The organism is Anaeromyxobacter diazotrophicus (assembly GCF_013340205.1).
Lineage (GTDB): Bacteria > Myxococcota > Myxococcia > Myxococcales > Anaeromyxobacteraceae > Anaeromyxobacter_A > Anaeromyxobacter_A diazotrophicus.
This window is the reverse complement of sequence record NZ_BJTG01000008.1, coordinates 224,791-247,933: the sequence shown is the minus strand read 5'-3', so window position 1 is coordinate 247,933 and position 23,143 is coordinate 224,791. Positions and strand designations below refer to the sequence as shown.

The window sequence follows — 23,143 nt, the reverse complement described above, 5'->3', positions numbered from 1 at the left end:
GCAGCCCCCATGGCCGACCTCACGAACGACTTCACCTGGTCGAAGTCCCGGCACGAGAAGTTCCGGCAGTGCCTTCGGGCCTACTACTTCCAGTACTACGGCAGCTGGGGCGGCTGGGAGGCGCCGGCCGGCTCGCCGGTGCGCGAGCTGTACGTCCTGAAGAAGCTCTCGTCGCGCTGGCAGTGGGCGGGCTCGGTGGTGCACGAGGCGCTGAAGGGCCTCCTGGCGCGCGCCCGCGGCACCGGGCAGTTCCGGCCCCTCGACGAGCTGCTCGAGCAGACGCGCCAGCGCGCCCGGCGGACCTGGTCCACCTCCCGCGAGAAGAGCTACTGGCGCGAGCCCTCCAAGATCGCGGGCCTGGTCGAGCACGAGTACGGCGAGCCGGTCCCCGGCGCGGAGTGGAAGCGGCTGTGGGACGAGGTGATCGAGGGCTCCCTGCGCGCCTTCTACGCCAGCGAGACCTTCGAGCGCATCCAGCGCACGCCGCGCGCGAAGTGGCTCACGGTCGACGAGCTCGACTCCTGGGTGTTCGAGGGCGTGAAGATCTGGGTCGCCATCGACTTCGCCTACCAGGACGAGGGCGGGCTCATCCACGTCCTCGACTGGAAGACCGGGCGCGAGCGCGGGGTCGACCACACGCAGGTCGGGATCTACGCCCTCTACGCGCAGCAGAAGTGGGGCGTGCCGCCGGAGCAGGTGCTGGGCGGGCTCGTCTACCTGTCGAACCCGGCCGGCGAGCGGGTCAGCGTGGCCGCGGATGCGGCGGGGCTGGACGGGTGCCGCGACGAGATGCGGGGCTCCATCGCCGCCATGCAGGAGCTGCTCGAGGACCGCCCCCGCAACGTGGCGCGGCTGGAGCGCTTCCCGCAGCTCGCCGCGCCCGACGGCTGCGCCCGCTGCGCCTTCCGCCGCCCCTGCGGCCGGATGTAGTCAGGCGCGGGCCGCCTCGGCCGGCCGCGCCTCCCCCGGCGGCCGCCGCCAGGCCCAGGCCACGGCGAAGCGCAGCGCGACCACCAGGAGGAGCGCCAGCGCGACCGGGGGCCGGGCGAAGAAGAGCAGCGTGAAGAGGAACAGCGCCGCGGTGGCCGCCAGGAGCCAGCGGCCGGCGGCCGGGCGGCGCCGGAGCGCGGCCGCCAGCGCGGCCAGGCCGAGCGCCGCGGTGGTGAACCAGAGCGCCACCTCCACCGCCTCCCTCCACGCCGGCTCGACCGGCCGCCCCTCGGCGCGCTCCTTCACCCCGAGCATGAGCCGGCGCTCGAAGGCGAAGTGCAGGGGGTCGAGGACGAGCGCGCCGAGGGCGCTCGCGGCCAGCGACGGCGCGACGTGCTCGGACCCGCGGCGGCTGCGGACCACGAGCCGCGTGCGGCCGTCCGGCTCGGGGGCGAGCACGAAGGCCCAGCTGCCGGAGGGGGGAGGCGCGCCGCCGGCGCCCATCATCCGCAGCGCGTAGGTGCGGAGCACGAGCGCGCGGCCGGGCTCGACCCGCTCGTGGACGGCGTAGGCGCGCCCGCCCATGGCGGGGCGGGGCGACATGAGGAGCTTCTCGCCGGGGCGCGGGTCCGGCAGCCCGAGCAGCCGGTCGCCCCGCGGCATGTCCATGCCGAACAGGTTCTGCAGGAAGCCGTAGGAGTAGAACCCGGCCCGGTCCTGCCCGAGCTGCGCCAGCCAGGGCCAGACCCGCTCCGGCGGCGCGTCGATGGTGAGGGCGCGGGTCTCCACCTCGCGCGCGTCGGGCGCGAGCTCGTCGCCGGGCAGCCGGGCGCGCAGCTCGACCGCGGTCGCGCCCCAGCCCTGGTACCAGGGCCGGATGAGGACGAAGTACTGCACCAGCAGGGCGGTCAGGGCCGCGCCCACCACGGCGACCACGGCGGCGAGCTTCATGGGGTCCTCCGCCGGCACTGCACGCCAGCGAGGCACCGGAAGCAAGGGACCTTGTGGAGCGCGGCCCCCGCTCACCCCGCCTTGGCGCCGTTCTTCTTCCCGTTCGGCTCGCCCTCCTGGACGAGGCCGATCCGGGCCAGCTTCTCGTAGAGCGTGGAGCGGTGCAGGCCCGCCAGCTCGGCCGCCTTCGCCACCGAGCCGGAGGCCGCCTCGAGCAGCTCCTGGAAGTAGCGCTTCTCCCAGGCGTCGCGGGCGTGGCGGTAGTCGCCCTCGCCGTGGTCCGCCTCCGGCACAGCCGCCTTGAGCTCCGGCGGCAGGTCGGCGACGGTGATGACCTCGCCGCGCGCGAGCAGCAGGGCGCGCTCGAGCGCGTGCTCCAGCTCGCGCACGTTCCCGGGCCAGGGGTGGTCGAGGAGGGCGCGCATCGCGTCCTGGTCGGGGACGAGCGGCGGGCGCGCGAGGCGCAGCGCGTGCTTGCGGGTCAGGTGCTCGACCAGCAGCGGGATGTCCTCGCGCCGCTCGCGCAGCGGCGGCAGGCGCACCGGCACCACCCGGATCCGGTAGTAGAGGTCCTCGCGGAACTTGCCCTGCTCCACGTTCTTCTTCAGGTCCTCGTTGGTGGCGCAGACGATCCGGACGTTCGCCTTGCGCGGCTTGCGCGAGCCGACCGGGATGTAGTCGCCGTCCTGCAGCACGCGGAGCAGCTTGGCCTGCAGGGTCGAGGGGAGCAGCCCGATCTCGTCCAGGAAGAGCGTGCCGTTCTCCGCCTCGGCGAAGAACCCGGCGCGCGCCGCCTCGGCCCCGGTGAAGGCCCCCTTCTCGTGCCCGAACAGCTCCGACTCGGCCAGGTGCTCGGGGATGGCGCTCATGTTGAGCGCCACGTAGGGCCCGCCCGCGCGCTTCGACATGCCGTGGATGGCCCGGGCCACCATGTCCTTGCCGGTGCCGCTCTCGCCCTCGATGAGCACCGCCACGTCGGTGGGGGCGATCCGCTCCAGCACCGACACCATCTCCCGCATCGCGCCGGAGCGCCCGACGATCCCGTGCACCGAGAAGGAGCCGTCGAGCGCGCTCTTCAGCTGGGCGTTCTCGCGCTTCAGCCGCGTGTGCTCGACCGCGCGCGCCACGATGAGCTCGAGCTCCTCCGGCTCGAACGGCTTCGTGAGGTAGTCGAAGGCCCCTGCCTTCATCGCCTCGACCGCGGTCTCGACGGTCGCGAAGGCGGTCACGATCACCACCGGGAGGTCGGGGAGCTTCTGGCGGAAGCGGCGCAGCCCCTCCAGGCCGTCGATCTCCGGCATGCGCAGGTCGGTGATGACGCAGTCGAACTCCGCGCGATCCACGGCCGGCAGCGCCTCCGCGACCGACGCGAAGTCGTACACGTCGTAGGAGCGCGACAGCGCCCGCTTCACCATCTGGCGGGCGGAGTCGAGGTCGTCGATGACCATCACGCGCGGCTTCATGCGATCGCCTCCGTGGCGGGCGCCCGGGCGGGCAGCCGGACGCGGAACAGCGCGCCCTGGCCGGGCCGGCTCTCCACCTCGACCGTCCCGCCGTGCGTCTCCGCCGCCTGGCGGACGATGGCGAGGCCGAGGCCGGTGCCGTTGGCCTTGGTGGTGAAGAAGGGCTCGAACACGTGCTTCAGCGCCTCGGCGGCGATCCCGGGCCCGGAGTCCCGGAACTCGGCCACCACCGCGCCGCGGTCGGCGAAGAGCCGCACCGCCAGCGTCCCGCCGCCGGGCTGCATGGCCTGCACCGCGTTCACGCACAGGTTGAGGAACGCCTGGCGGAGCAGCTCCGCGTCGGCGCTCACCTCGGGGAGCCCCGGCTCGATCTCGAGGCTGGTCCGGACGTGCCCCTGGGCGGCGGCGGGCCCCACCACCTCCACCGCCTCGCGCAGGACCGGCTCGAGCGGCTGCGGGGTGACGAGGGTGGTGCGGCTGCGCGCGAAGACGAGGAACCGCTCCATGAGCGAGGCGGCGCGGTGCGTCTCGCGCTTCACCGCCTCCAGGTCGGGCTTGTTGGGGTGCTCCGCCGGGAGCTCGCGCAGCACCACCGCCGTGTAGCCGCGGATGACGTTGAGCGAGTTGCCGAGCTCGTGCGCGAACCCGGCGGCGATGCCGCCCAGGGTCGCCAGCCGGTCGGCGCGCAGCACGTCGCGCGTCTTGTCCTCGACCCGCTTCTCCAGCGTGGCGATGAGGCGCTGGTTCTCGTCGCGCCGCTCCTTCAGCCGGGTGCTCATCGCGTTGAACGCGCCCACCAGGTCCCGGAGCTCCTGGTCGGCGGGCAGCGCGAGCTGGCGGCCGTCCTCCTCCCGCCCGAGCGCGTGCGCCGCGTCGATGACCCGCTGCACCGGTCGGGCGATGCCGGCGAAGAGGAGCGCGGCGAAGGCCTGCCCGAGCACGATCCAGAAGCCGGCCACCAGCGCGGAGCTCCAGGCGAGGCGCCGCGCCGAGCCGACCACCTCCTCGTGGGAGAAGTCGACCCGCACCGCCCCGACCAGCTCGCCCTCGCGCAGCACGGGCGCGCCGGTCACGATCCCCTCCGGCTCGATGAGCCGCTTGAGGGCCTGCACCGGGCTCTCGGCCGGCGCGAACTCGGTCGGCGGCCCCGGCGTGCAGTCCTCGTGGGTGGGCGACACACAGGCCACCACCTTGCCGGCGCGGTCCACCACCCAGGCGCGGTCGAGGGGCGCCGCCTCCACCAGCCGGCCCAGCACCGCCGTGAGCGCCTCGCCGGCGCCGGGCTGCGCGCCGTCCGGGCGGAGCCAGCGCGCCGCCGAGGAGGCGGTCGCCTGCGCCATGGCCGCGCCCTCGCGGTAGAGGAGCTCCTGGCCGCGCTGCACCTCGCGCCAGAGCGCCACCGCGGTGACGCCGGTGGTGGAGAAGACGGTGATGCCCGCCATGAGCAGGAAGAGCTTGAGCCGGAGGCTCATGGGGCGTCCTCCCGGCCGGGGGACACCTGCGGCAGGGCCGCGCAGGGTAGTATGCCCGGCACATGTCGCGCGGACGCCTGGCCCAGCTCGCCTTCGCAGCCGTCGCCGCGGCCGCCCTCGCCGCCGCCTACGGCGCCGCGCGCCTCAAGCGCTACGTCGACACCGACCCGCGGCTCTGCGCGCAGTGCCACAAGAGCACGCCCGAGTTCGCGCTTTGGCTGAAGGGGAGCCACCGCACCGTCGCGTGCCAGCGCTGCCACCACTCGACCCCGCAGGAGGGGCTCGCCATGCTGCGCGCCTTCCTGGCCGGGAAGAGCCCCGACGGCGCGGCGCCGCACGGTCGGGTCGAGGTCGGCGCCTGCGCCTCCTGCCACCTCTCGCACGACACGCGCTGGCCGCAGATAGAGGGATCGCGCGGGCACCGCATCCACGTGGCCAAGGCCAAGATCGAGTGCGTGAGGTGCCACGCCGCCAGCGTGCACGGTTTCGAGCCCGTCGTCGCGAGCTGCAAGGGGTGCCACGGCGAGCACCTCGTCCGGCAGAGCGGGATGCAGAAGCTGCACTGCTTCACCTGCCACAACTTCCTGTCCACCGACCCGGGCCTGCGGCCCACCCGGCGGGACTGCCTCAACTGCCACCGCGCCGAGGGCGTGCTGCCGGCCCGCTTCGCCGACGACGCCCCCATGCAGTTCGAGTGCGGGGCGTGCCACAAGCCGCACGCGCGGACGGACGCCGAGGAGCTGGTCCGATGCCAGAGCTGCCACGAGGACGTGGCGCGCGCCGGCCTGCACGCGCACCGGGGGCACGCGACCTGCGCGTCCTGCCACGCCGCCCACCTGTGGCGCAGCGAGCCGAAGGGCTGCCTGCGCTGCCACGGGAAGGCGGCGGAGCACGCTCGCGGCCGGGCCTGCGCCGCGTGCCACGCCTTCCGCGGGGCGGGGCGCGCGTCGGCCCCGCGGCCCGCCGGAGGGTGAAGCGACCGGGCGGGGCGCAGGGAGGGGCCGCGCGGCCGCCCCTCCAGCTGGACCCCGCCCGGACATCTACCGCTGCTCCTTGTCCTCGCCGAACACGCGGTCGTACTCCGCGGCGTGCTCGTCCTTCATGTACTCGAGGGTCGTCTGCCCGTTCAGCCAGGCCCAGTTCATGGGGAAGATGCTGGGCTTGAGGTGCACGTTGTAGAAGTGCACCACGAACAGGAAGATGGCCGCGAGCGTCGCCTCCTCGCCGTGGATGATCTGGGCGCTGGTGAGGACGAAGGTGGGCAGCACCTTCGCGAACTGGACCGGGAACCAGAAGATGAACCCGGAGCCCACCATCATGATGATGCCCCAGAACACCGCCCAGTAGTCGAACTTCTCCAGGTAGTTGTAGCGCTCGAACTTCGGGCGCTCCTTGCTGAGCCCCAGCATGAAGGTGAGGTTGTCGCGGATGTCGAAGGCGTCCTTGAGCGTCGGGACCATCGACAGGGGCAGCGTCCGCTTCTTGGCGAGGAACGTCAGGTAGACGAGGTGGTAGACGCCGGAGAGGATGATCATCACCGCGGCCACGCGGTGGACGATCCCGGCGCCGTGCGGCCCGCCGAAGAGGGCGAGGAACTTCCGCGAGGACTCGACCCGCTGGGCGAAGTCGCTCATGCCCATCGACTCGACCGCGCCCGCGCCGCGCAGCGGCCAGCCGGTGATGGCGAGCAGGATGACGCCCGCCAGCATGAGCCAGTGCTGGATGCGCTGGTGGATGTCGAACCGCACCACCGTGCGCGTGAGCAGGCTCGCGTCGGCCGCGTGCTTCTTCCCGAACCGCCGGCGCAGCTCGTAGATGAAGTCGACGAGCACGTGGAAGGCGAAGAAGAGCAGCGTGAGGGTCGTGAGGTACGAGAACATCACGTGGATGAAGTGCGGGATGGGGCCCGTCTCCTGCGGCTGCTTGTGCGCGATGAGCGCGGCGAAGCTGGCCGAGGCGCCCCGGTGGCACTGGGCGCAGGTCTGGACCCGGTGGTCGGAGTCCTTGGGCGGCTCGCCGAAGGCGACCGTCGAGGCGGCGATCCCCTTGCCGGAGAGCGTGGCGTGCCCGCCCGCCAGGGCGCCCTTCACGCCGTCGGGGCGCACGGACCAGGCGTGACAGTCGGTGCAGAGCGGCGCGCGCTGGCTGCCGATGGCGACGAGCCGGCCGTGGATGGAGTCGTGGTAGTTGACCGCCACCTCCTCGTCGAGCTTCGCGGCGGCGACGAACTTCGGGTCGTTGTGGCAGCCCTCGCAGCTCTTCGAGAGCTTCGCCCAGTACGGCCGGAACTCGGCGGTGCCGCGCTTCGGCGCCGGCGTCACCTCGTGCGGGGAGCCGTGGCAGCTGGCGCAGGAGGGCCCGGCCACCGCCGTCTCGGCGACCAGCCACTTGGCGTGGCTGGAGGCCTTGAAGCCGTCGACCGAGTCGCCGTGGCAGCCGCCGCAGGCCAGGTAGGCGCGGGGCGACTTCACGCGGGGCTCGCCGTCGGGCGTCTTGCCGGCGGTCAGCCGGGCGAGGAGGGCCTGGTCGGCCGGATCGGTGGGCGCGGCGACCTCGTGCGGGCCCGGCGCCGTGTAGCCGGCGTGGCAGGCGACGCAGTCGAGGGAGGCGTGCACGGACTGGCCGAAGAGGCCGGCCACGACGCCCTGGCGCCCGACCGCGTCCGGCTCGCCGTGCTTCGGCGACTCGTGACAGGCGAGGCAGTCCTGGTTCGCCGGCGCGGCCGGCTGGGCGGCGGCTGCGGCGGCGCCCGGCGAGGGCACCGCGGCGCGGGCCGCGGACGAGAGGGTGAGGGCAACGATGAGGAGGGTGGATCGCATGCGCGTCTAAGCCCCGTGGTGGTGTGGAGCGGAAGAGTCGATGTCGGACGTCGCCGACCTGACCGGCAATTGCGCCGGATCAATCGACCGGAAAATTCAGCGGATCTGCCGTTCCGGTGCGGACGCGTGTGCATGGATTGGGCCCTTATGGTCCGCGCGGAGGCGTCGCCGGTTTCCGCCAAGGCGTGTCGGGGGTTTCGGATCGTGCGGCAGATTGACCCGACAACTCAGCCCGCGAACAGGGGTGCAGCACACCTGAAGTGACGGCATTTCTTGCGCCGTCTATAATGAAGGCGCGACGGGCCGGAGGAGCTGCGGCGTCGCGGCGCACCCTTGACCACGGGTCACACGTCAGGGTGCGGCGAATCGTCACGGGCTCAGGGGATGGCCGAATGACGCACCGGGGAGTCAACTGCGACACCATGGCACGCTCGAGTCTCGCCGCCGCCCTCGCCGCCGTGTTCGCGCTGATGCTGGCCGCGCCCGCGGCCGCCAGCGCGTTCGCGTTCGAGGTGGGGAGCGAGCTGCCCGACGACGAGCTGCCGGTGCTGGGCGGAGGGAAGGCGCACCTGCTCGCCCCCACCCGCGTGAGCGTGTTCGTGTTCTTCCGCACCGGCCAGGAGAACTCGGCCGACGTGCTGGCCCGGCTGGCGCGGGTGGAGAAGGAGCTGGCCGGGAAGGCGGTGCGCTTCGTGGCCGTGGCCTCGGGGGACGAGGCGGAGGCGGAGGTCCGCCGCGTGGTGAAGCAGTCCGGCATCGCCATGCCGGTGCTGCTCGACCGCGGCGACGCGCTCTACGGCAAGCTGGGCGTGCGGCTGCACCCGGTGATCGGGATCGCCGACGAGCAGCACCACCTGGCCGCCTACGAGCACTTCCGGAAGGTGAACCTGGAGGCGCGGGTGGTGGCCCAGGTGCGGCTCCTGCTCGGCGAGATCGGCCGGAGCGAGCTGGCCGCGGTGCTCGACCCGCCGGCCGCGCCGGTGGACGAGTCCGACGCCGTGAAGGCCGGCCTGCAGGCGCGCTTCGCGCGGAAGCTGCTCGAGGCGGGGCAGCTCGACCAGGCGCTGGCGATGGCGCGGACCGCGGTCGAGCGCGCGCCCGGCGCGCCCGAGCCGCACGTCGTGCTGGCCGAGGTGCTCACGGCGCGCGGCGACTGCGCCGGCGCGGCCAAGGAGCAGCAGCTCGCCCGCGCCGCCCAGGCGAAGGGCGCGGTGCTGGCGTCCGCCACCCTGCGCCCCTGCGCCGCCCAGTAGGTCGCTCCGGGGCGCGAGAGCCACAGGGCTGCTCGCTGGGGTGGGGGCCCACCGCAGGTGGGGAGGGGGCGGAGCCCCCTCTTCGGCGGGGCGCCGGAGCGGACGCGGCGAAGCCGCGCGCGAAGGCGCACGGGACCCGCCGAGCAGGGTGGGGCCCCGACGGGCTTCGCTCGGCGGGGCGGGGCGCAGCCCGGCTCTAACTGTGCGCCGCGACCTGCCGGAGGATGTCCAGCTCCTCCAGCGCCTTCCCCGCGCCGATCACGACGGCGGAGAGGGGATCCTCGGCCAGGAACACCGGCAGCCCGGTCTCCTCGCGGAGCAGGGTGTCGAGGTTCTTCAGCAGCGCGCCGCCGCCGGCGAGGACGATGCCGCGGTCGGCGATGTCGCCGGCGAGCTCGGGCGGCGTGCGCTCCAGCGTCACCTTGACCGCCTCGACGATGCCGTTGATGGGCTCGGAGAGCGCCTCGCGGATCTCGCTCGAGGTCACGGTGAGCGTGCGCGGGACGCCGGCCACGAGGTCGCGGCCCTTGATGTCCATCGTCAGCTCCTCCTCGGTCGGATAGGCGGTGCCGATGCCCATCTTGATGAGCTCGGCGGTGCGCTCGCCGATGAGGAGGTTGTACTTGCGCTTGATGTGCTGGATGATCGCCTCGTCCATCTTGTCGCCGGCGATGCGCACCGAGCGGCTGTAGACGATCCCGCCCAGCGAGATGACCGCCACGTCGGAGGTGCCGCCCCCGATGTCGACGATCATGTTCCCCGACGGCTCGGTGATGGGGAGGCCGGCGCCGATGGCGGCCGCCATGGGCTGCTCGATCAGGTAGACCTCGCGCGCGCCCGCGCTCTCCGCCGCCTCGCGCACCGCCCGCTTCTCCACCTCGGTGATCCCGGAAGGGATGCCGATGATGATGCGCGGCCGGACGAACTTCTTCCGGTTGTGGGCCGAGTTGATGAAGTACTTGAGCATCGCCGCCGTGATCTCGAAGTCGGCGATGACGCCGTCCTTCATCGGCCGGATGGCGACGATGTTGCCGGGCGTGCGGCCCAGCATCTCCTTCGCCTCCTTGCCCACGGCGAGCACGCGCCGACCGCCGCGCGCGTCCTGCTGGACGGCCACCACGCTGGGCTCGTTCGAGACGATGCCCATGCCACGGATGTAGATGAGGGTGTTGGCCGTCCCGAGGTCGATCGCGAGATCGCGGGACAGCACGTTGTGGAGCCAGTCGAGCACGGTCTTGTCGTCCGGGGGCGGGAGGGCGGGAGACGGCGGGATATGAACGCTTCCCGCCGAAGATTTCAAGGGTTATCGGGGCGGGCCGCGGGGGCCGGCGATCGGCCCAGGTGGTCCGCGATCCACGACAACACAACATCGTGGAACACGCGCGCATTCTTCGGACGGAGGATCCAGTGCCCTTCGTCGGGGAAGACGAGCAGGCGCGACTCCACCCCGAGCCGCTGCAAGGCGGTGTAGGTGGAGAGGGCCTGCGTCACGGTGACCCGATAGTCCAGTTCACCGTGCGTCACCAGGGTGGGGGTGCGCCAGCGCTGCACGAAGCGGTGGGGCGACCAGCGCTCGTAGGCCGTGCGGTCCTCCCACGGCCGGCCGAGCTCCCACTCCGGGAACCACAGCTCCTCGGTGTCGTAGTACGCCGCCTCGAGGTCGAAGTCGCCGGCGTGCGCGACGAGGCAGCGGAAGCGGTCGGTGTGGCCGTTCATCCAGTTCACCATGTACCCGCCGTAGCTGGCGCCCGCCGCGCAGAGTCGCGCCCCGTCCGCCTCACCCCCTGCCAGGGCCGCGTCGGTGAGCGCCATGACGTCGTCGAAGGGCGCGCCGCCCCAGCTCATCCGGACCGCGTCCTGGTAGGCCTGACCGAACCCGGTCGAGCCGCGCGGGTTGGGCAGCACCACCGTCCAGCCCCGGGCGGCGTAGAGGAGCGGGTTCCAGCGGAAGCTCCAGGCGTCCTTCCACGCCCCCTGCGGCCCGCCGTGGACGAGGACCACGCCCGGATGGCGCTCGCCCGCCCGGTGCCCGGGCGGCGTCATCAGCCAGCCGTGGACCTCGGCCCCGTCCCTGCTCTTCGCCCCGAGCGGGCGGAAGGAGGGCAGGGCGACCCGGGCCATCACCTCGTCGCCGAAGCGGGTGAGCACCTTCACCTTCCCGCCCTGCACCACCGCCACCTCCGGCGGCCGGAGGAACCCGTCCACCAGCGCCGCCAGGGTGCGCCCGTCGCGCGAGGCGGACAGCGCGTGGAGGTTCGCGCCGCCGAGGAGCCGCCGCACCCCGCCCGCGGCGGCGTCCACCTCGTACAGGTTGGCGAGGCCGCCCTCGTCGGCGGTGAAGACCAGGCGCCGCTCCGACGTCCACACGACCTCGTCCACCGACAGGTCGACCCCGGCGGTCAGGTCGCGCGGCTCCTCGCCCGCCGGGCCGCCCACCAGCAGGCGGAAGCGGTCGGCCTCGTAGCCGCTCCGCGCCTGCGAGCGCCAGGCGAGCTGCTTGCCGGAGGGTGAAGGGCGGGGCGACCCGTCCCAGCCGGGCCCCTCGGTGAGGCGCCGCGCCGGTCCGCCCTGGAGCGGGACGGCGTAGAGGTCGGCGTTGGTCGAGATGGCCTCCACCGGGTCGGTGATGCGCGCGTAGAGCAGCGTCCCGCCGTCGGCGGAGAGGGCGAGGTCGCCCGCGTCGCCGCGCTGGTACGGCGGCACGTCCCGGTCGCCCGGCGTGAGGTCCTCCGGCGCGCCCCCGGCGAGCGGCACCCGCAGCACGTGCGTGCGCACCCGCTCGCGCCAGGCGTTCCAGTGGCGGAAGAGGAGCCGCGTGGCGAGGCGGGGCGCGCCCGGCTCGGGCGCCGCGCGCGCCGCGCAGGCGTCCCCGGAGCCACAGGCGGGGTCGACGTCGGTGGCGACGAGGAGCGCCTGCCCGTCGGCGGTCCACAGCAGGTCGCCGGCGCCGGCGGGGAGCCGCGTCACCTGCGCTGCCTCCCCACCGGCGAGCGCGAGCACCCAGGCCTGGGGGGCGCCGCCCCGCGCGGCCGTGAACGCGAGCCGCTTCCCGTCGGGGGAGAAGCGCGGGGTGCTCACCTTCTCGCCGGGCGCCGAGGTGAGCCGGCGCGGCGCGCCGCCGTCGGTCGCCACCACCCACAGCGAGGACTCGATCCCGGACTCGTCGGCGGCGGCGCGGCCGAGCGTGAACGCGACCAGCTTCCCATCGGGCGAGACGGCGGGGGCGCCCACGCGGGGCAGCGCCAGCAGGTCGTCGACGCCGAAGGGGTGCCGCTCGGCGGGCGGGGTGGCGGCGAGGAGCGCGAGCGAGGCGAGCAGCGGGGAGAGCGTCGGCACCGTGATCTCCGGTGAAAAGAGAAGGGGCGCCTGGCTCGCGCCCGCGCCCCTCCTCGAAAGAACTCCTGCGGGTGAGCCGCTACGCGGGCTCGGCCTCGACCTTCACCTTGGCCTTGCCGACCACCTCGCGGTGGAGCTTCACCGGGACCTCGAAGTCGCCCAGCGTCTTGATGGGCTCCGAGAGGTCGATGGTGCGGCGATCGAGCTGGAGGCCGCGGGCGGCGAGCGCCTCGACCACGTCGAGGGCGGTGACCGACCCGTACAGCTTGTCCTGCTCGCCGACCTTGCGCTTCAGGGTGATGGGCGTCTCGGCCAGCCGCTTCGCGACCGCCTCGGCGCTCGCCTTCATCTTGGCCGCCTTGGCCTCGGCGATCTTCTTCTGGTGCTCCAGCTCGCGGACGTTCTTCGGGTTCGCCGTCACCGCCAGCCCGCGGGGGAGCAGGTAGTTGCGGCCGAAGCCGGGCTTCACGTCGACGAGCTCGCCGCCCTTGCCCAGGTTCTCGACGTCTTCACGGAGGATGAGCTTCATGGGATCTCCTTAGGCGCTCGCCACCGTGTAGGGCAGGATGGCCAGCATCCGCGCGCGCTTGATGGCGGTCGCGACCTGGCGCTGGTGGAGCGCGCAGTTGCCGCTGATCCGCCGCGGGATGATCTTGCCGCGCTCGGTGAGGAAGTACTTGAGCTGGCCCTGATCCTTGTAGTCGACCTTGAGGGCCTTGTCGGCGCAGAACCGGCAGACCTTGCGCCGGCCGAAGCCGCGCCCGCGGCCGCCCATCTCGTCGCCGCCGCGATCCTCGCGGCCGCCGCGCTCGCCGCCGCGGTCGTCGCGGCCGCCGCCGCGGCCGAACCCGCCGCCGCCGAAGCCGCCGCCGCCGCCGAACCCACCGCCGAACTTCGCGCCCGCTTCACCAGGACGTGCCATGGATTAGTCCTCCCCGATCTCGGCCGGGGCCTCGAAGGCCTCGCCGTCGCTGCGCTCGCCGAACTCACCCGAGCGCTCCTCGCGCGGGCGGGCCGCGTCCTCCTCGGGAGGCGCCACCTTGATGTCCTGCTCGACCTGGCGGGCCTCGAAGTCGACGTCGTCGGCGAGCCGGATCGACTGGAACTTCACCACCGTGTCGATCATCTTCAGGTTGCGCTCGAGCTCGGCCACGAGCCCCGAGCCGCCGATGTACAGGCAGTGCATGTAGAGCGCGCGCGGGTTCTTGCCGATCGCGAAGGCGGTCTTGCGCTTGCCCTGGTTCGTGAACCGGATGACCTTGCCGCCCTCGCGCGTGACCACCGCGCGGAGCCGCTCCTTGATCTCTTCGACCTGCTCGTCCGGCGTGTCCGCCTTCAGCAGGTAGATGGTCTCGTACTCGCGCACGAGACGCTTCTGCGCTTCCGCCATGTCACTCCCCTCGGGTCCGTGGAGCGGCGGTTCGCCCGCCGCGAGGAGCCAATGTGTCCCGGCGCGGCACCATTGCCGCCGCGGGGTGCATCACCTTCGGTTCACTTCGTTCATCGCCTTGACGGCGCCCTGCTCGCAGATCGTCCGGGCCGCCACCACCGCCCGCGCCACGCCGTCGGAGAGCGCCCCCTCCTCGCCCTTCGCGAAGCGGCCCAGCACGTAGTCGGCCGGGTCCATGCGGGGGGGAGGCCGCCCGATGCCGAAGCGGAGCCGGACGTAGTCCGGGCCGCCGACGTGGGCGTTGACGCTCTTCAGGCCGTTGTGGCCGCCGTGCCCCCCGCCGACCTTCACCTGCAGGCGGAAGGGGTCGAGCTCGAGGTCGTCGTGGACGACCAGCAGGTCCTCGAGGCCGAGCTTCAGGAACCGGAGGGCCGCGCCGACCGCCTCGCCCGACTGGTTCATGTAAGTCTGCGGCTTCACGATCCAGACCCGCTCCTGGCCCACGCTGGCCTCGGCGATCTCGGCCCCGAACTTGCGGGTCGAGAAGGACGCCCGGCACGTGTCCGCCACCCCGTCGGCCACCAGGAACCCGACGTTGTGGCGGGTACGCGCGTACGTCTCGCCGGGGTTGCCCAGGCCGACGACGAGCTTCACGGGAGCTACTTCTTCCCGCCCGCCTTCGCGTCCGCCTTGGGAGCCGCGGCCGGGGCCGCGCCCTTGGCGGCGCCCGCAGCCGGGGCCGCACCCGCGGCCGGAGCCGCGCCCGCGGCGGGAGCCGCGCCCTCGGCCGGCGCCGCGCCGGCGACCGCCACCGGGGCGACGACCTCCTCCTTCTCCGGGGCCGAGACGACGGCGACGGTGAAGTTGGTGGCGTACTTGATCCGGACGCCCTCGGGCGCCTTCACGTCGGCGATGTGGAGCGAGCCGCCGATCTTGAGCGGCGTGACGTCCACCTCGATGCGGACCGGGATCTTCTCCGGGAGCGCCTCGACGGCGATGTCGTGCGCGGAGACGGTGAGGATGCCGCCGGCGGTGACGCCCTCGGCCTTGCCCGTGGTGACCAGCGGGACCTCGACCTTCACCGGCTTCGACAGGTCGACCTCGAGGAAGTCGGCGTGGAGCAGGCGGCGCGAGACCGGGTCGACCTCGTACTCGCGGAAGAGGACGCGCTTCTCCGCCCCGTCCAGCTGGAGCGTGAGCAGCGTGTTGAACTTGTGCGGGGTGGCGATCGCCTTCTCGAGCAGGCCGGGGTCGACGGCGATGTGCGTCGGCTCCTTCTTCTGCCCGTAGACGACGGCGGGGATGAGGCCCTTGGCCCGCAGCCGGCGCGCGGGGCCCTTGCCCTTGTCGCTGCGCGGAGCTGCGCTGAGAACGTTCGTGGACTGCGCCATGTTTTCCTCCCAGTGGACTCGTCCGCGGAGCGCGGCGACGAGGGGCCCGTGCAGGAACGGCTCAGGCCCTGGGGAACACAGAATGAGGGCGGGCTTTTAGCGGACTTCCGCCCGCCCGTCAAGGCGGGCCGGCCGGATCAGGGGACGGAGGCCGCGGCGTAGGCCGCCACCGCCCGCCAGGTCGCCTCGAAGTGGGGCCGGGCGAAGCCGGTCCCCGAGGCGACCCAGTCGAAGTGCGGCGGGACGTGGGTGGGCTGGTGGAAGTGCCCGATCACGTCGTGGTGGTCGGCCCACACCGCCGCGATCACGTCGCCCCAGACCTGGGAGAGCGTGGGGACGATGCCGTCGTTCGCCGCGGCGTCGGGGATGCGACCGTAGGCGACGCGCAGGGCGGCCGCCTGCTCGGCGGTGAGCCGGAGCTGCCGGTCGCGCGGGGTGCGGGAGGCGAAGCGGTAGAGCGCAAGGTAGAGCGCGTGGGTGGCCTGCGCGTAGGGGTCGAGCCCGGCGCGCGCCAGCGAGCGCAGCCCGGGCGGGCGGCCGCGGCTCACCACGCAGCCGTAGCGCACGCCGTCGCGGGCGTGGGTGGAGGTGTTGAAGAGGTCCATCCCGGCGGGCGTGATCTGCTCGACGAGCGCCTGGTCGCAGCGGACCGCGTCGAAGAACTGCTCGACGGCGCGGCGGCGCGCGCCGGAGAAGTCGGCCAGGAGCTGCAGGAAGAGCTGGTCGAGGACGCCCTGCGGCTTCGCGCCCGGCCGCCGCAGGACGCGCGCCAGCCGCAGCGCCACCGCCAGCGGGAGCCGCCCGGTGCGCAGGGCGTGGATGGTGGCGAGCGAGAGCAAGGACAGGAGCTGCTGCCCGAGCAGGCTGCCGAAGAGGTGCGCGAGCGGCGTGCCGTGGTGCGGGGTGGAGATGGTGACCACCGCCCGCACGCGGCGCGCGCAGCGCTCCACGTCCGCGGAGGTGGGGAGCGCCACGCCCGGCTCGACCAGGAGCCGCGCGTCGAGCCCGCCGCTCGAGTGGCCCACCAGCGTCACCTCGCCGTCGCGCTCGTCGAGCAGCGCCGACACCGCCTCGGCGAGGAGCGCGGCCCGGCGCGGCAGCGAGGCGGTGGGCTCGGTGTGCACCACCCGCACCTCGCCCTCGAGCCCGAGCGGCGGCCCCGCCTCGCCGAGCAGGTCGCGGACGTGCGCGAAGTAGGCGAAGTCGCCGAGGTTCGCGAACCCGAAGAACCCCGGGACGAGGACGACGTGGTGGCGGCGCGCCACGCTTTACACGAAGAGGGAGCTCAGCGAGTCGGCGTTGTGGATGCGCTTCACCGCCTCCGCGAAGAGGCGCGCCGTCGGGAGCTGCTTGATCTTGGTGAGCGCCCGCGCCGGCTCGGCGAGCGGGATGGTGTCCGTCACCACGATCTCCTCGATGGGGCTCTTCTGGATGCGCTCCACCGCCGGGCCGGAGAGCACGGCGTGGGTGGCGTAGGCGACGACGCGCGAGGCGCCCTTGTCCATGAGCGCGTTGGCCGCCAGCGTGAGCGTCCCGGCGGTGTCGATCATGTCGTCGAGGAGTACCGCCGTCTTGCCGGACACGTCGCCGATGACGTTCAGGACCTCGGCCACGTTGGGCCGGGTGCGCCGCTTGTCCACGATGCCGAGGCCGGCGCCGAGCCGCTTCGAGTAGGCGCGCGCCCGCTCCACGCCGCCCGCGTCCGGCGAGACCACCACCACGTCCTCGGTGTGGCCGTCGAACCGCCGCCGCAGGTGGTCGAGCAGGACCGGCATGGCGTAGAGGTGGTCGAAGGGGATGTTGAAGAAGCCCTGGATCTGCCCGGCGTGCATGTCCATCGACACGACGCGGGTGGCGCCGGCGGTCTCGATGAGGTCGGCGACCAGCTTGGCGGTGATGGGCGTGCGCGGCGCCACCTTCCGGTCCTGCCGGGCGTAGCCGTAGTAGGGCAGGACGGCCACGATGGAGCCGGCCGACGCGCGCTTCAGCGCGTCGATCATGACGAGCAGCTCCATCAGGTTCTGGTTGGCGTCGCGGCAGGTCGACTGGATGACGAAGGTGTCGGCGCCGCGGACGTTCTCTCCGATCTCGACCTGGATCTCCCCGTCGGAGAAGCGGCCCACCGTCGCCTTGCAGAGCGGGCGCTCGAGCTGCTCGCACACCGCCCGCGCGAGCGGCAGGTTCGAGTTGCCGGCGAAGATCTTGTAGCCGTTCCCGTTGGCGGACATCGGAGGCGCCTCCCAGTGGCGGGACCATCGCGGCCCCGCTGCGAGCGTTTGAACGTATGTGACGAGCCAGCCGGGCGTCCGGGGTGGGCGTCCAGACCGGCGCGTTATACCGAAGCGGTCTGACGGAGTCGACGGGTCGGGCCGGCCCGCGGGCGCCTCAGCCCGCGTCGGTGCCGGTGGGCCGGGGCTCGCCCTTCGCGAGCTCGCGCTCGTACTCGGCCAGGATCACCTTCTCCATCCTCTCGCGCGTCTCGGAGTTGAGGGGGTGGGCGATGTCCTTGAACGTGCCGTCCTTCCGCCGCTTGGCCGGCATGGCGACGAAGAGGCCGGTGGAGCCGTGGATCACCTTGAGATCGCGCACCACGAAGCAGTGGTCGAGCGTGATGGTCACGTACGCCTTGAGCTTCTCCTCGCTGACGGGGAAGACCCGGACCTCGGTGATTTCCATCGAAGGACCCCCGGATGCCGTACCAAGGTGCGGACCACGTGAACCTCGACGTGCTGCCCTGCCCCTTCCCCCGCGGCCAGCGCCGCGCGGCGAGCGGCCGCGCGGTCCTCGAAGATCCCGAACACCGTCGGGCCGCTTCCCGACATTATAGCCGCCTTCGCCCCCTGTCCTACAAGGCGCCCCGCCAGCGCCCGGAGCGCCGGGTGGCGCTCGAAGCAGGGCTCCTGCAGGTCGTTCTCGGCGTGCGCCGGCCGAAAGGAGCCGCGCCGCGCCAGCGGTTTCCGGACGGCCGCCCCCTGGCGCGCCGCGTCGAGCCAGCGGTAGGCCTCCCCCGCACGGATGGCCAGGCGGGGGTCCTCCGGGTAGAGCAGCACGAGGTCGAGCGGCGGCACGATGGCCGGCGCGAGCCGCTCGCCGCGCCCGGCCGCCCAGGCCGGCCCGCTCCCGAGGAAGAACGGCACGTCCGAGCCCACCGCGAGCCCGGCCTCCGCGAGCGCCTGCCGGTCGCGCACCCCGTAGGCGCGGGCGAGCGCGCGCAGCACCGCCGCGGCGTCCGAGCTGCCGCCGCCCAGGCCGGCGGTCACCGGGACGCGCTTCTCGACGGTGAGGGCGACCGCGTCGGCGACGCCGAAGCGGCCCCGGAACGCCTCGGCGGCGCGCGCGGCCAGGTTCGACGGTCCGTCGAGCTCGGGGCGGCCCGGCACGCGGCAGGTGACGGGCCCGCGCCGGCCGCGCGAGAGCCGGACCTCGATCCGGTCGGCCAGGTCGAGCGGCACCATGAGCGTCGCGAGGTCGTGGTAGCCGTCCTCCCGGGGCGGCCCGACCCGCAGGACGAGGTTCACCTTGGCGGGGGCGCGGACGCGGTAGAGCTCGGTGGCCATGGGCGTCACCAGACCCGGCAGACGTGCTCGGGCGCCATGGGCTGCCCGGCGCGGCAGGCGAACGCCTCGCGGAACTCGGGCATGTTGGCGAAGAGGCCGTTCACGCGCCAGCGCGGCGGCGAGTGCGCGTCGGTCACCGCGTGGACCCGCTTCGCCTCGTCGGTCTCGTTCTCGCAGGCCCACTGCGCGTTGCCCACGAAGAAGCGCTGGGCGGGTGTGAGCCCGTCGCGCGGCGCGAGCGGCTGGCCGCGGGTGGCCTCCTGCCAGGCCAGGTACGCGAGCGTGGTGCCGCCCAGGTCGGCCACGTCCTCGCCCACCGTGAGCCGCGAGTTCACCTTCACCTCGTCCACCGCCGGATAGCGGCCGAACTGCTCCACCAAGCAGGCGGTCCGGCGCTCGAACTCGGCCGCGTCCTCGGGCGTCCACCAGCCGCGCAGGTTGCCGCGCCCGTCGAACTGCCGCCCCTCGTCGTCGAAGGCGTGGGTGAGCTCGTGCCCGATGGTGCCGCCGGTGTTGCCGTAGCCGGGGGCCAGATCGAGCGACGGATCCCACAGGGGCGGCAAGAGCACGCCGGCCGGGAAGTTCATGTCGTTGAGCTGCGGGTTGTAGTAGGCGTTCACGGTCGGTGCGGTCATGTCCCAGGCCTCGCGGTCCACCGGCCGCCCCACCTTGGCGAGCTGGCGCGCCGTCTCGAAGCGCCCGGTGCGCGCCACGTTGCCGAAGAAGTCGCCGCGGTCGAGGCGCAGCCGCCGGTAGTCGCGCCAGCGCGCCGGGTAGCCGATCTTGTTCCGCAGGAGCGCGAGCTTCGCGAGCGCCGCCCGCTGCGTGGCGGGCGTCATCCAGGGGCTCTCGGCGATGCGCCGCGCCATGGCGCGCTCCACCCGCCGGGTCAGGTCCTCCACCTGCGCCTTCACCGCCGGCGCGAAGGCGCGCGCCACGAAGAGCTGCCCGAGCGCCTCGCCGAGGTCGCGGTCCACCCACGCCACGCACTTCTTCCAGCGCGCGCGGTCCTCCTTCACCCCCTCCAGGAACGCCCCGTGGAACGCGAAGTGCGCCTCCTGGAACGGGCGCGAGAGGTAGGGCGCGCGCGCGTCGGCGAGGCGCGCCACCAGGTAGGTGCGCCAGGCCTCGAGCGGCTCCTCGGCGAGGCGCGCCTCGAGCTCGAGGAAGAAGGCGGGCTCGGTCACGTTGAAGACCCGCAGGCGCGGCGCGCCGGCGGCGGCGAGGTAGGCCCGCCAGTCGAAGGACGGGGTGAGCGCCTGCAGCTGGCCGAGGCCGAGCCGGTGGTAGACGCGGTACGGATCGCGCTTGTCGACGCGGCTCAGGGCGGCGCGGGCGAGCGCCGTCTCGAGCCGCAGGGCGGTCCGCGCGCCCGCCCGCGCCGCCTCGGGCGGCTCCCCGGCGAGGCGCAGGAGGCCCTCCAGGTAGCTGGCGTAGCGGGCTCGGATCTCCTCCGAGCGCGCGTCGTCCTTGAGGTAGTAGTCGCGGTCCGGAAGGCCCAGCCCGCCGGCGGAGAGCACCGCCAGCACCCGCGTCGCGTCCTTCATGTCCTGCTCGCTGGAGAGGTCGAAGGCGAGCTCGTCCCCGAGCGACGGTTGCAGCCGGCCGAGGAGCGCCGCCAGCGACCGCTTCGAGCGGAGCGCGCGCACCTGGCGCAGCTCCGCCTCGAGCGGCGCCGCGCCGGCGCGCTCCACCGCCCCCTCGTCCATGCAGGCGGCGAAGTAATCGCCCGCCTGCCGCGCGGCGTCGCCGCGCGAGGGGCCGGGCCGCGCCGCCTCCTCGAGCAGCCCCCACAGGAGCTGCCGGTTCTCGTGCGCGAGCTTGCCGTAGACGCCCCAGCGCGACTCGTCGGGCGGGATGGGGTTCTTCGCCAGCCAGCCGCCGCAGGCGAAGGCGTAGAAGTCCACGCACGGGTCGGCGGCGCGGTCCATCGCCGCCGGGTCGAGGCCGGGTGTGTAGGGGAGGCGGGTGAGCGGCGCCTCGCCGGCGGCGCGCGCGGACGGAGCGTGGAGCGCGGCGGCGAGCGCCAGCGCCGCGAGGGGGGGGCGGGCGGTCACGGCGCGAGGGCCCCGTACTTCGCCTCGAGGTAGGCGCGGAAGTCGCCGTCCTGGAGGCCGCGCCCGGTGGCGCGGCGGACGAGCTCCTCCGCCGGCAGCGCCCGGCCGTGCCGGTGGACGTGCTCGCGCAGCCAGTCGCGGAGCGGGAGGAGCCGCCCCGCCGCGAGGTCGCCGTCGAGCCCCGGCAGCGCGGTGCGGGCGGCGGCGAAGAGGCTCGCCGCGTACAGGTTGCCGACGGTGTAGGTCGGGAAGTAGCCGAGCTCGCCCCAGGCCCAGTGGATGTCCTGCAGGACGCCCTCGGCGGCGCGGTGCGGGCGCACCCCGAGCAGCCGCTGCATGCCGTCGTCCCAGGCGGCGGGGAGGTCCTTCACCTGGAGCGTCCCGCGCAGCATCCCGAGCTCCAGCTCGAAGCGCAGCGCGACGTGGAGGTTGTAGGTGACCTCGTCCGACTCGGTGCGGATGAGCGTCCGCTCGACCCGGTTCACGGCGCGGTGGAACGCGTCCGGGTCCACCCCGGCCAGCGCCGGGAAGCGCTGCTGGAGGCGGGGCAGCAGCCAGCGCCAGAACGGGCGCGAGCGGCCGACCAGGTTCTCCCACAGCCGCGACTGCGACTCGTGCAGGCCGAGCGAGGCGGCGGCGCAGAGGAAGGTGCGCCGGTGCGCCACCGGCAGGCCCTGCTCGTAGAGGCCGTGCCCGCCCTCGTGCAGCGTGGAGAAGAGCGCCGAGAGCGGCGCCTCCTCGTGGAGGTGGGTGGTGAGCCGGACGTCGCGCGGGTCGAGGCCGAGCGTGAAGGGGTGGATGGAGCGGTCCTGGCGCCCGGCGTCGAGGTCGAAGCCCATGGCCGCGAGGACCTCGAGCGTGAGCTGCCACTGCTGCTCGGGGTCGAAGCGGCGCCCGGCGAACGGGTCCGGCGGCGGGGGCCGGGCGGCGAGGCGCTCGACCAGCGGCACGAGCCAGCCCTGGAGCTGCTGGAAGAGCGGCTCGAGCCGCGCCACCCGCATCCCCTCCTCGTACCCGTCGAGGAGCACGTCGTAGAGCTCGCCGCCCGCCGGCACGCCGATCGCCTGCACCTGCTCCCGGCGGAGCGCCAGCAGCCGCTCGAGGTGAGGCGCGAAGCGGTCGAACCGGTCCTGCTCGCGCGCCTCGCGCCACGCGACGAGCGCGGCCGACTGCTCCCGCGCCAGCTCGCGCACGAGCCGGGCCGGGACCTTCACCGCGCGGTCGCGGTCGAAGCGGAGCGCGCGGAGCGCAGCGTGTCTCGAGGATGGGGGGTCCGCCGGAGGCGTCCCCCCCATGCCCCCCGCTCGCTCCGGGCCAGCCTCATCCGGCTGCCCCTCCGCTCGCAGCGCCTTTTCCGCCGCGAGGATCGCGTCCCCCAGCGCCGGCGCGGTGAGCTTCTCGTGGTAGAGCCCCTGCAGCGCGGAGAGCTGCTCGCCGCGCGCCTCGGCCCCGGCCTTCGGGAGGTAGGTCTCCTGATCCCAGGTGAGGAGCGTGGCGGCGCCCTGCAGCGCGCGCAGGTCCGCCATCCCCGCCGCGACGAGCTCCCAGGCGTTCTCGGGCATGGCCGCAACATCTATGCGGCCGCCGAGCAGGAGACAAGCGGTGGAGCGATGGCCGGCGGAGAGGTCAGCCCCGGGCGAGGAGCTGCCGCGCGCGCTCGCGCTCCGGCGGGAAGCTGAAGCGCTCCAGGATGCGGCGCTCGTGCTCGCGGTCGAGGATCCGGTCGCGGGTGAGCTCGAGCACCCTCAGCTTCGAGCTCCCGAAGGTGAACGCGTCCAGGAGATCGAGCACCTGATTCACCAGGAAATAGTTGCGGCGCGCGGCCGCCCTCACGCGCTCGAGCTGGCGGACCTCCGGGCCGCGCCCGAGCGACTGCAGCAGGCCGTCGAACGCGTCCGGGTCCATGGGGGCCGGCCCCGCGACCGGCGGCGGGGGGGCGGGCAGGAGCGGGACGGCCGCCCAGGTCGTCGCCACCTGGCCGGCGCTGGCGGCGACCTCGCCGGTGAGCGGTGGGCGGCCGGGGGGGAGGATCTCGACGCGGTAGAGCGCTCCCGGGTGAGCGCGCACGGTGAGGGGCGCGCCGCCCTCGGCGACGAGCCCGCGCTCGTCCGCGATGCGGCACGGCGTGCCGTCAGGGGCGCGCACCGCGACCAGGGTCGCGCCCTGTGGATGCTGCGCGTAGTCGATCGAGAGGGCGGCCCGCGCCGGCGCGGGCGCTGGTGCCGGGTAGGCGGGCGCGGGGCGAGGCTCCGGGCCGAGTTCGCGCGGGCGCGTGAAGCCGGGCAGCTCGGGCGCGGGCTGGGCCCAGGCGGTGAGGGCGGTGGCGGCGAGGGCGACGGCGGCGATCCATTTCATGGTGGGGCCTCCCGCCAGCAGACGTGCGGGCGTGGGCGCGCATTCTGTCAGGCCGCGCCGCCGCTGGGCACCGGGGCGCTCGCCGACACGGACGCACAGTCGCCCACGGGCGAGCCGGCGGGTGGAGGCACGCGGCGCCGCGGCCGTCGGCGATCTTCGTGCGCGTGCG

21 protein-coding genes are annotated in these 23,143 nt (G+C 74.0%); 3 read left to right on the top strand and 18 right to left on the bottom strand.

The genetic code is table 11. The annotated features are described in order from the left end of the window. The first annotated feature begins 9 nt into the window (after nucleotides 1-9). Nucleotides 10-930, top strand: coding sequence for a PD-(D/E)XK nuclease family protein (locus HWY08_RS17125; RefSeq protein WP_176067443.1), 921 nt, complete (start codon nucleotides 10-12; stop codon nucleotides 928-930). Here the strand turns inward: HWY08_RS17125 and HWY08_RS17120 are convergent, their stop codons facing one another. The 3 genes from HWY08_RS17120 to HWY08_RS17110 all read right to left on the bottom strand — a co-directional run bounded on the left by HWY08_RS17120 (nucleotide 931) and on the right by HWY08_RS17110 (nucleotide 4,816). Then, entirely contained in the window at nucleotides 931-1,881 is a 951-nt protein-coding gene (locus HWY08_RS17120; RefSeq protein WP_176067441.1) for an SRPBCC family protein, read from the bottom strand. A gap of 71 nt (nucleotides 1,882-1,952) precedes the next feature. Next, nucleotides 1,953-3,344 carry a sigma-54-dependent transcriptional regulator gene (locus tag HWY08_RS17115; protein ID WP_176067439.1) on the bottom strand — a complete coding sequence of 464 codons (1,392 nt, stop codon included), beginning with the start codon at nucleotides 3,342-3,344 and terminating at the stop codon, nucleotides 1,953-1,955. Beyond that, a complete protein-coding gene (locus tag HWY08_RS17110; RefSeq protein ID WP_176067437.1) occupies nucleotides 3,341-4,816 on the bottom strand; it encodes a two-component system sensor histidine kinase NtrB in 1,476 nt (491 codons plus the stop codon). The genes HWY08_RS17115 and HWY08_RS17110 overlap by 4 nt, the downstream gene beginning before the upstream one ends. Before the next feature lie 62 nt (nucleotides 4,817-4,878). On the opposite strand from HWY08_RS17110, the gene HWY08_RS17105 reads away from it, so the two are divergent. Continuing rightward, on the top strand, nucleotides 4,879-5,790 hold the full coding sequence (locus HWY08_RS17105) for a hypothetical protein (protein ID WP_176067435.1): 912 nt from the start codon (nucleotides 4,879-4,881) through the stop codon (nucleotides 5,788-5,790). Between the two features lie 66 nt (nucleotides 5,791-5,856). On the opposite strand, the gene HWY08_RS17100 is transcribed toward HWY08_RS17105, so the two are convergent. Further along, nucleotides 5,857-7,635, bottom strand: coding sequence for a cytochrome b/b6 domain-containing protein (locus tag HWY08_RS17100; RefSeq protein WP_176067433.1), 1,779 nt, complete (start codon nucleotides 7,633-7,635; stop codon nucleotides 5,857-5,859). A gap of 422 nt (nucleotides 7,636-8,057) precedes the next feature. Between HWY08_RS17100 and HWY08_RS17095 the strand changes: the two genes are divergently transcribed. After that, the gene (locus HWY08_RS17095) at nucleotides 8,058-8,888 is read left to right on the top strand and encodes a thioredoxin domain-containing protein (RefSeq protein WP_176067431.1); all 831 of its coding nucleotides are present in this window, start codon (nucleotides 8,058-8,060) and stop codon (nucleotides 8,886-8,888) included. 196 nt (nucleotides 8,889-9,084) lie between these two features. Here HWY08_RS17095 and HWY08_RS17090 read toward each other — a convergent pair whose 3' ends face one another. The 14 genes from HWY08_RS17090 to HWY08_RS17025 all read right to left on the bottom strand — a co-directional run bounded on the left by HWY08_RS17090 (nucleotide 9,085) and on the right by HWY08_RS17025 (nucleotide 22,974). After that, entirely contained in the window at nucleotides 9,085-10,119 is a 1,035-nt protein-coding gene (locus HWY08_RS17090) for a rod shape-determining protein (protein ID WP_176067429.1), read from the bottom strand. A 65-nt stretch (nucleotides 10,120-10,184) separates the two neighbouring features. Beyond that, nucleotides 10,185-12,224, bottom strand: a complete 2,040-nt coding sequence (locus HWY08_RS17085; RefSeq protein WP_235969680.1) for an alpha/beta hydrolase family protein — start codon at nucleotides 12,222-12,224, stop codon at nucleotides 10,185-10,187. A 79-nt stretch (nucleotides 12,225-12,303) separates the two neighbouring features. Next, a complete protein-coding gene (gene rplI / locus HWY08_RS17080) occupies nucleotides 12,304-12,753 on the bottom strand; it encodes a 50S ribosomal protein L9 (protein ID WP_176067427.1) in 450 nt (149 codons plus the stop codon). Nucleotides 12,754-12,762: 9 nt separating this feature from the next. Beyond that, nucleotides 12,763-13,146, bottom strand: a complete 384-nt coding sequence (gene rpsR, locus HWY08_RS17075) for a 30S ribosomal protein S18 (RefSeq protein ID WP_176067425.1) — start codon at nucleotides 13,144-13,146, stop codon at nucleotides 12,763-12,765. A gap of 3 nt (nucleotides 13,147-13,149) precedes the next feature. Then, a complete protein-coding gene (gene rpsF, locus HWY08_RS17070; protein WP_176067424.1) occupies nucleotides 13,150-13,614 on the bottom strand; it encodes a 30S ribosomal protein S6 in 465 nt (154 codons plus the stop codon). 90 nt (nucleotides 13,615-13,704) lie between these two features. Beyond that, nucleotides 13,705-14,268 carry an aminoacyl-tRNA hydrolase gene (pth, locus tag HWY08_RS17065; protein ID WP_176067422.1) on the bottom strand — a complete coding sequence of 188 codons (564 nt, stop codon included), beginning with the start codon at nucleotides 14,266-14,268 and terminating at the stop codon, nucleotides 13,705-13,707. Nucleotides 14,269-14,273: 5 nt separating this feature from the next. Continuing rightward, nucleotides 14,274-15,005 (bottom strand): 50S ribosomal protein L25/general stress protein Ctc, encoded by a 732-nt coding sequence (locus HWY08_RS17060; protein WP_176067420.1) that lies wholly within the window; start codon nucleotides 15,003-15,005, stop codon nucleotides 14,274-14,276. Between the two features lie 137 nt (nucleotides 15,006-15,142). Further along, complete coding sequence (locus tag HWY08_RS17055) at nucleotides 15,143-16,270, bottom strand: esterase/lipase family protein (RefSeq protein ID WP_176067418.1); 1,128 nt, start codon at nucleotides 16,268-16,270, stop codon at nucleotides 15,143-15,145. Between the two features lie 3 nt (nucleotides 16,271-16,273). After that, a complete protein-coding gene (locus HWY08_RS17050; RefSeq protein WP_176067416.1) occupies nucleotides 16,274-17,233 on the bottom strand; it encodes a ribose-phosphate pyrophosphokinase in 960 nt (319 codons plus the stop codon). Nucleotides 17,234-17,390: 157 nt separating this feature from the next. Further along, complete coding sequence (gene spoVG / locus HWY08_RS17045; RefSeq protein ID WP_176067414.1) at nucleotides 17,391-17,681, bottom strand: septation regulator SpoVG; 291 nt, start codon at nucleotides 17,679-17,681, stop codon at nucleotides 17,391-17,393. Continuing rightward, nucleotides 17,621-18,562, bottom strand: coding sequence for a 4-(cytidine 5'-diphospho)-2-C-methyl-D-erythritol kinase (gene ispE, locus HWY08_RS17040; RefSeq protein ID WP_176067412.1), 942 nt, complete (start codon nucleotides 18,560-18,562; stop codon nucleotides 17,621-17,623). The genes spoVG and ispE overlap by 61 nt, the downstream gene beginning before the upstream one ends. A gap of 5 nt (nucleotides 18,563-18,567) precedes the next feature. Then, a complete protein-coding gene (locus tag HWY08_RS17035) occupies nucleotides 18,568-20,619 on the bottom strand; it encodes a M13 family metallopeptidase (protein ID WP_176067410.1) in 2,052 nt (683 codons plus the stop codon). Beyond that, entirely contained in the window at nucleotides 20,616-22,181 is a 1,566-nt protein-coding gene (locus HWY08_RS17030) for a carboxypeptidase M32 (protein WP_176067407.1), read from the bottom strand. The genes HWY08_RS17035 and HWY08_RS17030 overlap by 4 nt, the downstream gene beginning before the upstream one ends. 64 nt (nucleotides 22,182-22,245) lie before the next feature. Further along, nucleotides 22,246-22,974, bottom strand: coding sequence for a proline and serine-rich protein 1 family protein (locus HWY08_RS17025; RefSeq protein WP_176067405.1), 729 nt, complete (start codon nucleotides 22,972-22,974; stop codon nucleotides 22,246-22,248). Nucleotides 22,975-23,143 lie beyond the last annotated feature (169 nt).

What these genes read in the sequence shown, in the direction of transcription:
- HWY08_RS17125 (WP_176067443.1), top strand. Translation starts at nt 10, where the DNA reads ATGGCCGACCTCACGAACGACTTCACCTGGTCGAAGTCCCGGCACGAG.
- HWY08_RS17120 (WP_176067441.1), bottom strand. Translation starts at nt 1,881, where the DNA reads ATGAAGCTCGCCGCCGTGGTCGCCGTGGTGGGCGCGGCCCTGACCGCC.
- HWY08_RS17115 (WP_176067439.1), bottom strand. Translation starts at nt 3,344, where the DNA reads ATGAAGCCGCGCGTGATGGTCATCGACGACCTCGACTCCGCCCGCCAG.
- HWY08_RS17110 (WP_176067437.1), bottom strand. Translation starts at nt 4,816, where the DNA reads ATGAGCCTCCGGCTCAAGCTCTTCCTGCTCATGGCGGGCATCACCGTC.
- HWY08_RS17105 (WP_176067435.1), top strand. Translation starts at nt 4,879, where the DNA reads ATGTCGCGCGGACGCCTGGCCCAGCTCGCCTTCGCAGCCGTCGCCGCG.
- HWY08_RS17100 (WP_176067433.1), bottom strand. Translation starts at nt 7,635, where the DNA reads ATGCGATCCACCCTCCTCATCGTTGCCCTCACCCTCTCGTCCGCGGCC.
- HWY08_RS17095 (WP_176067431.1), top strand. Translation starts at nt 8,058, where the DNA reads ATGGCACGCTCGAGTCTCGCCGCCGCCCTCGCCGCCGTGTTCGCGCTG.
- rplI (WP_176067427.1), bottom strand. Translation starts at nt 12,753, where the DNA reads ATGAAGCTCATCCTCCGTGAAGACGTCGAGAACCTGGGCAAGGGCGGC.
- rpsR (WP_176067425.1), bottom strand. Translation starts at nt 13,146, where the DNA reads ATGGCACGTCCTGGTGAAGCGGGCGCGAAGTTCGGCGGTGGGTTCGGC.
- rpsF (WP_176067424.1), bottom strand. Translation starts at nt 13,614, where the DNA reads ATGGCGGAAGCGCAGAAGCGTCTCGTGCGCGAGTACGAGACCATCTAC.
- HWY08_RS17060 (WP_176067420.1), bottom strand. Translation starts at nt 15,005, where the DNA reads ATGGCGCAGTCCACGAACGTTCTCAGCGCAGCTCCGCGCAGCGACAAG.
- HWY08_RS17050 (WP_176067416.1), bottom strand. Translation starts at nt 17,233, where the DNA reads ATGTCCGCCAACGGGAACGGCTACAAGATCTTCGCCGGCAACTCGAAC.
- spoVG (WP_176067414.1), bottom strand. Translation starts at nt 17,681, where the DNA reads ATGGAAATCACCGAGGTCCGGGTCTTCCCCGTCAGCGAGGAGAAGCTC.
- ispE (WP_176067412.1), bottom strand. Translation starts at nt 18,562, where the DNA reads ATGGCCACCGAGCTCTACCGCGTCCGCGCCCCCGCCAAGGTGAACCTC.
- HWY08_RS17030 (WP_176067407.1), bottom strand. Translation starts at nt 22,181, where the DNA reads ATGCCCGAGAACGCCTGGGAGCTCGTCGCGGCGGGGATGGCGGACCTG.
- HWY08_RS17025 (WP_176067405.1), bottom strand. Translation starts at nt 22,974, where the DNA reads ATGAAATGGATCGCCGCCGTCGCCCTCGCCGCCACCGCCCTCACCGCC.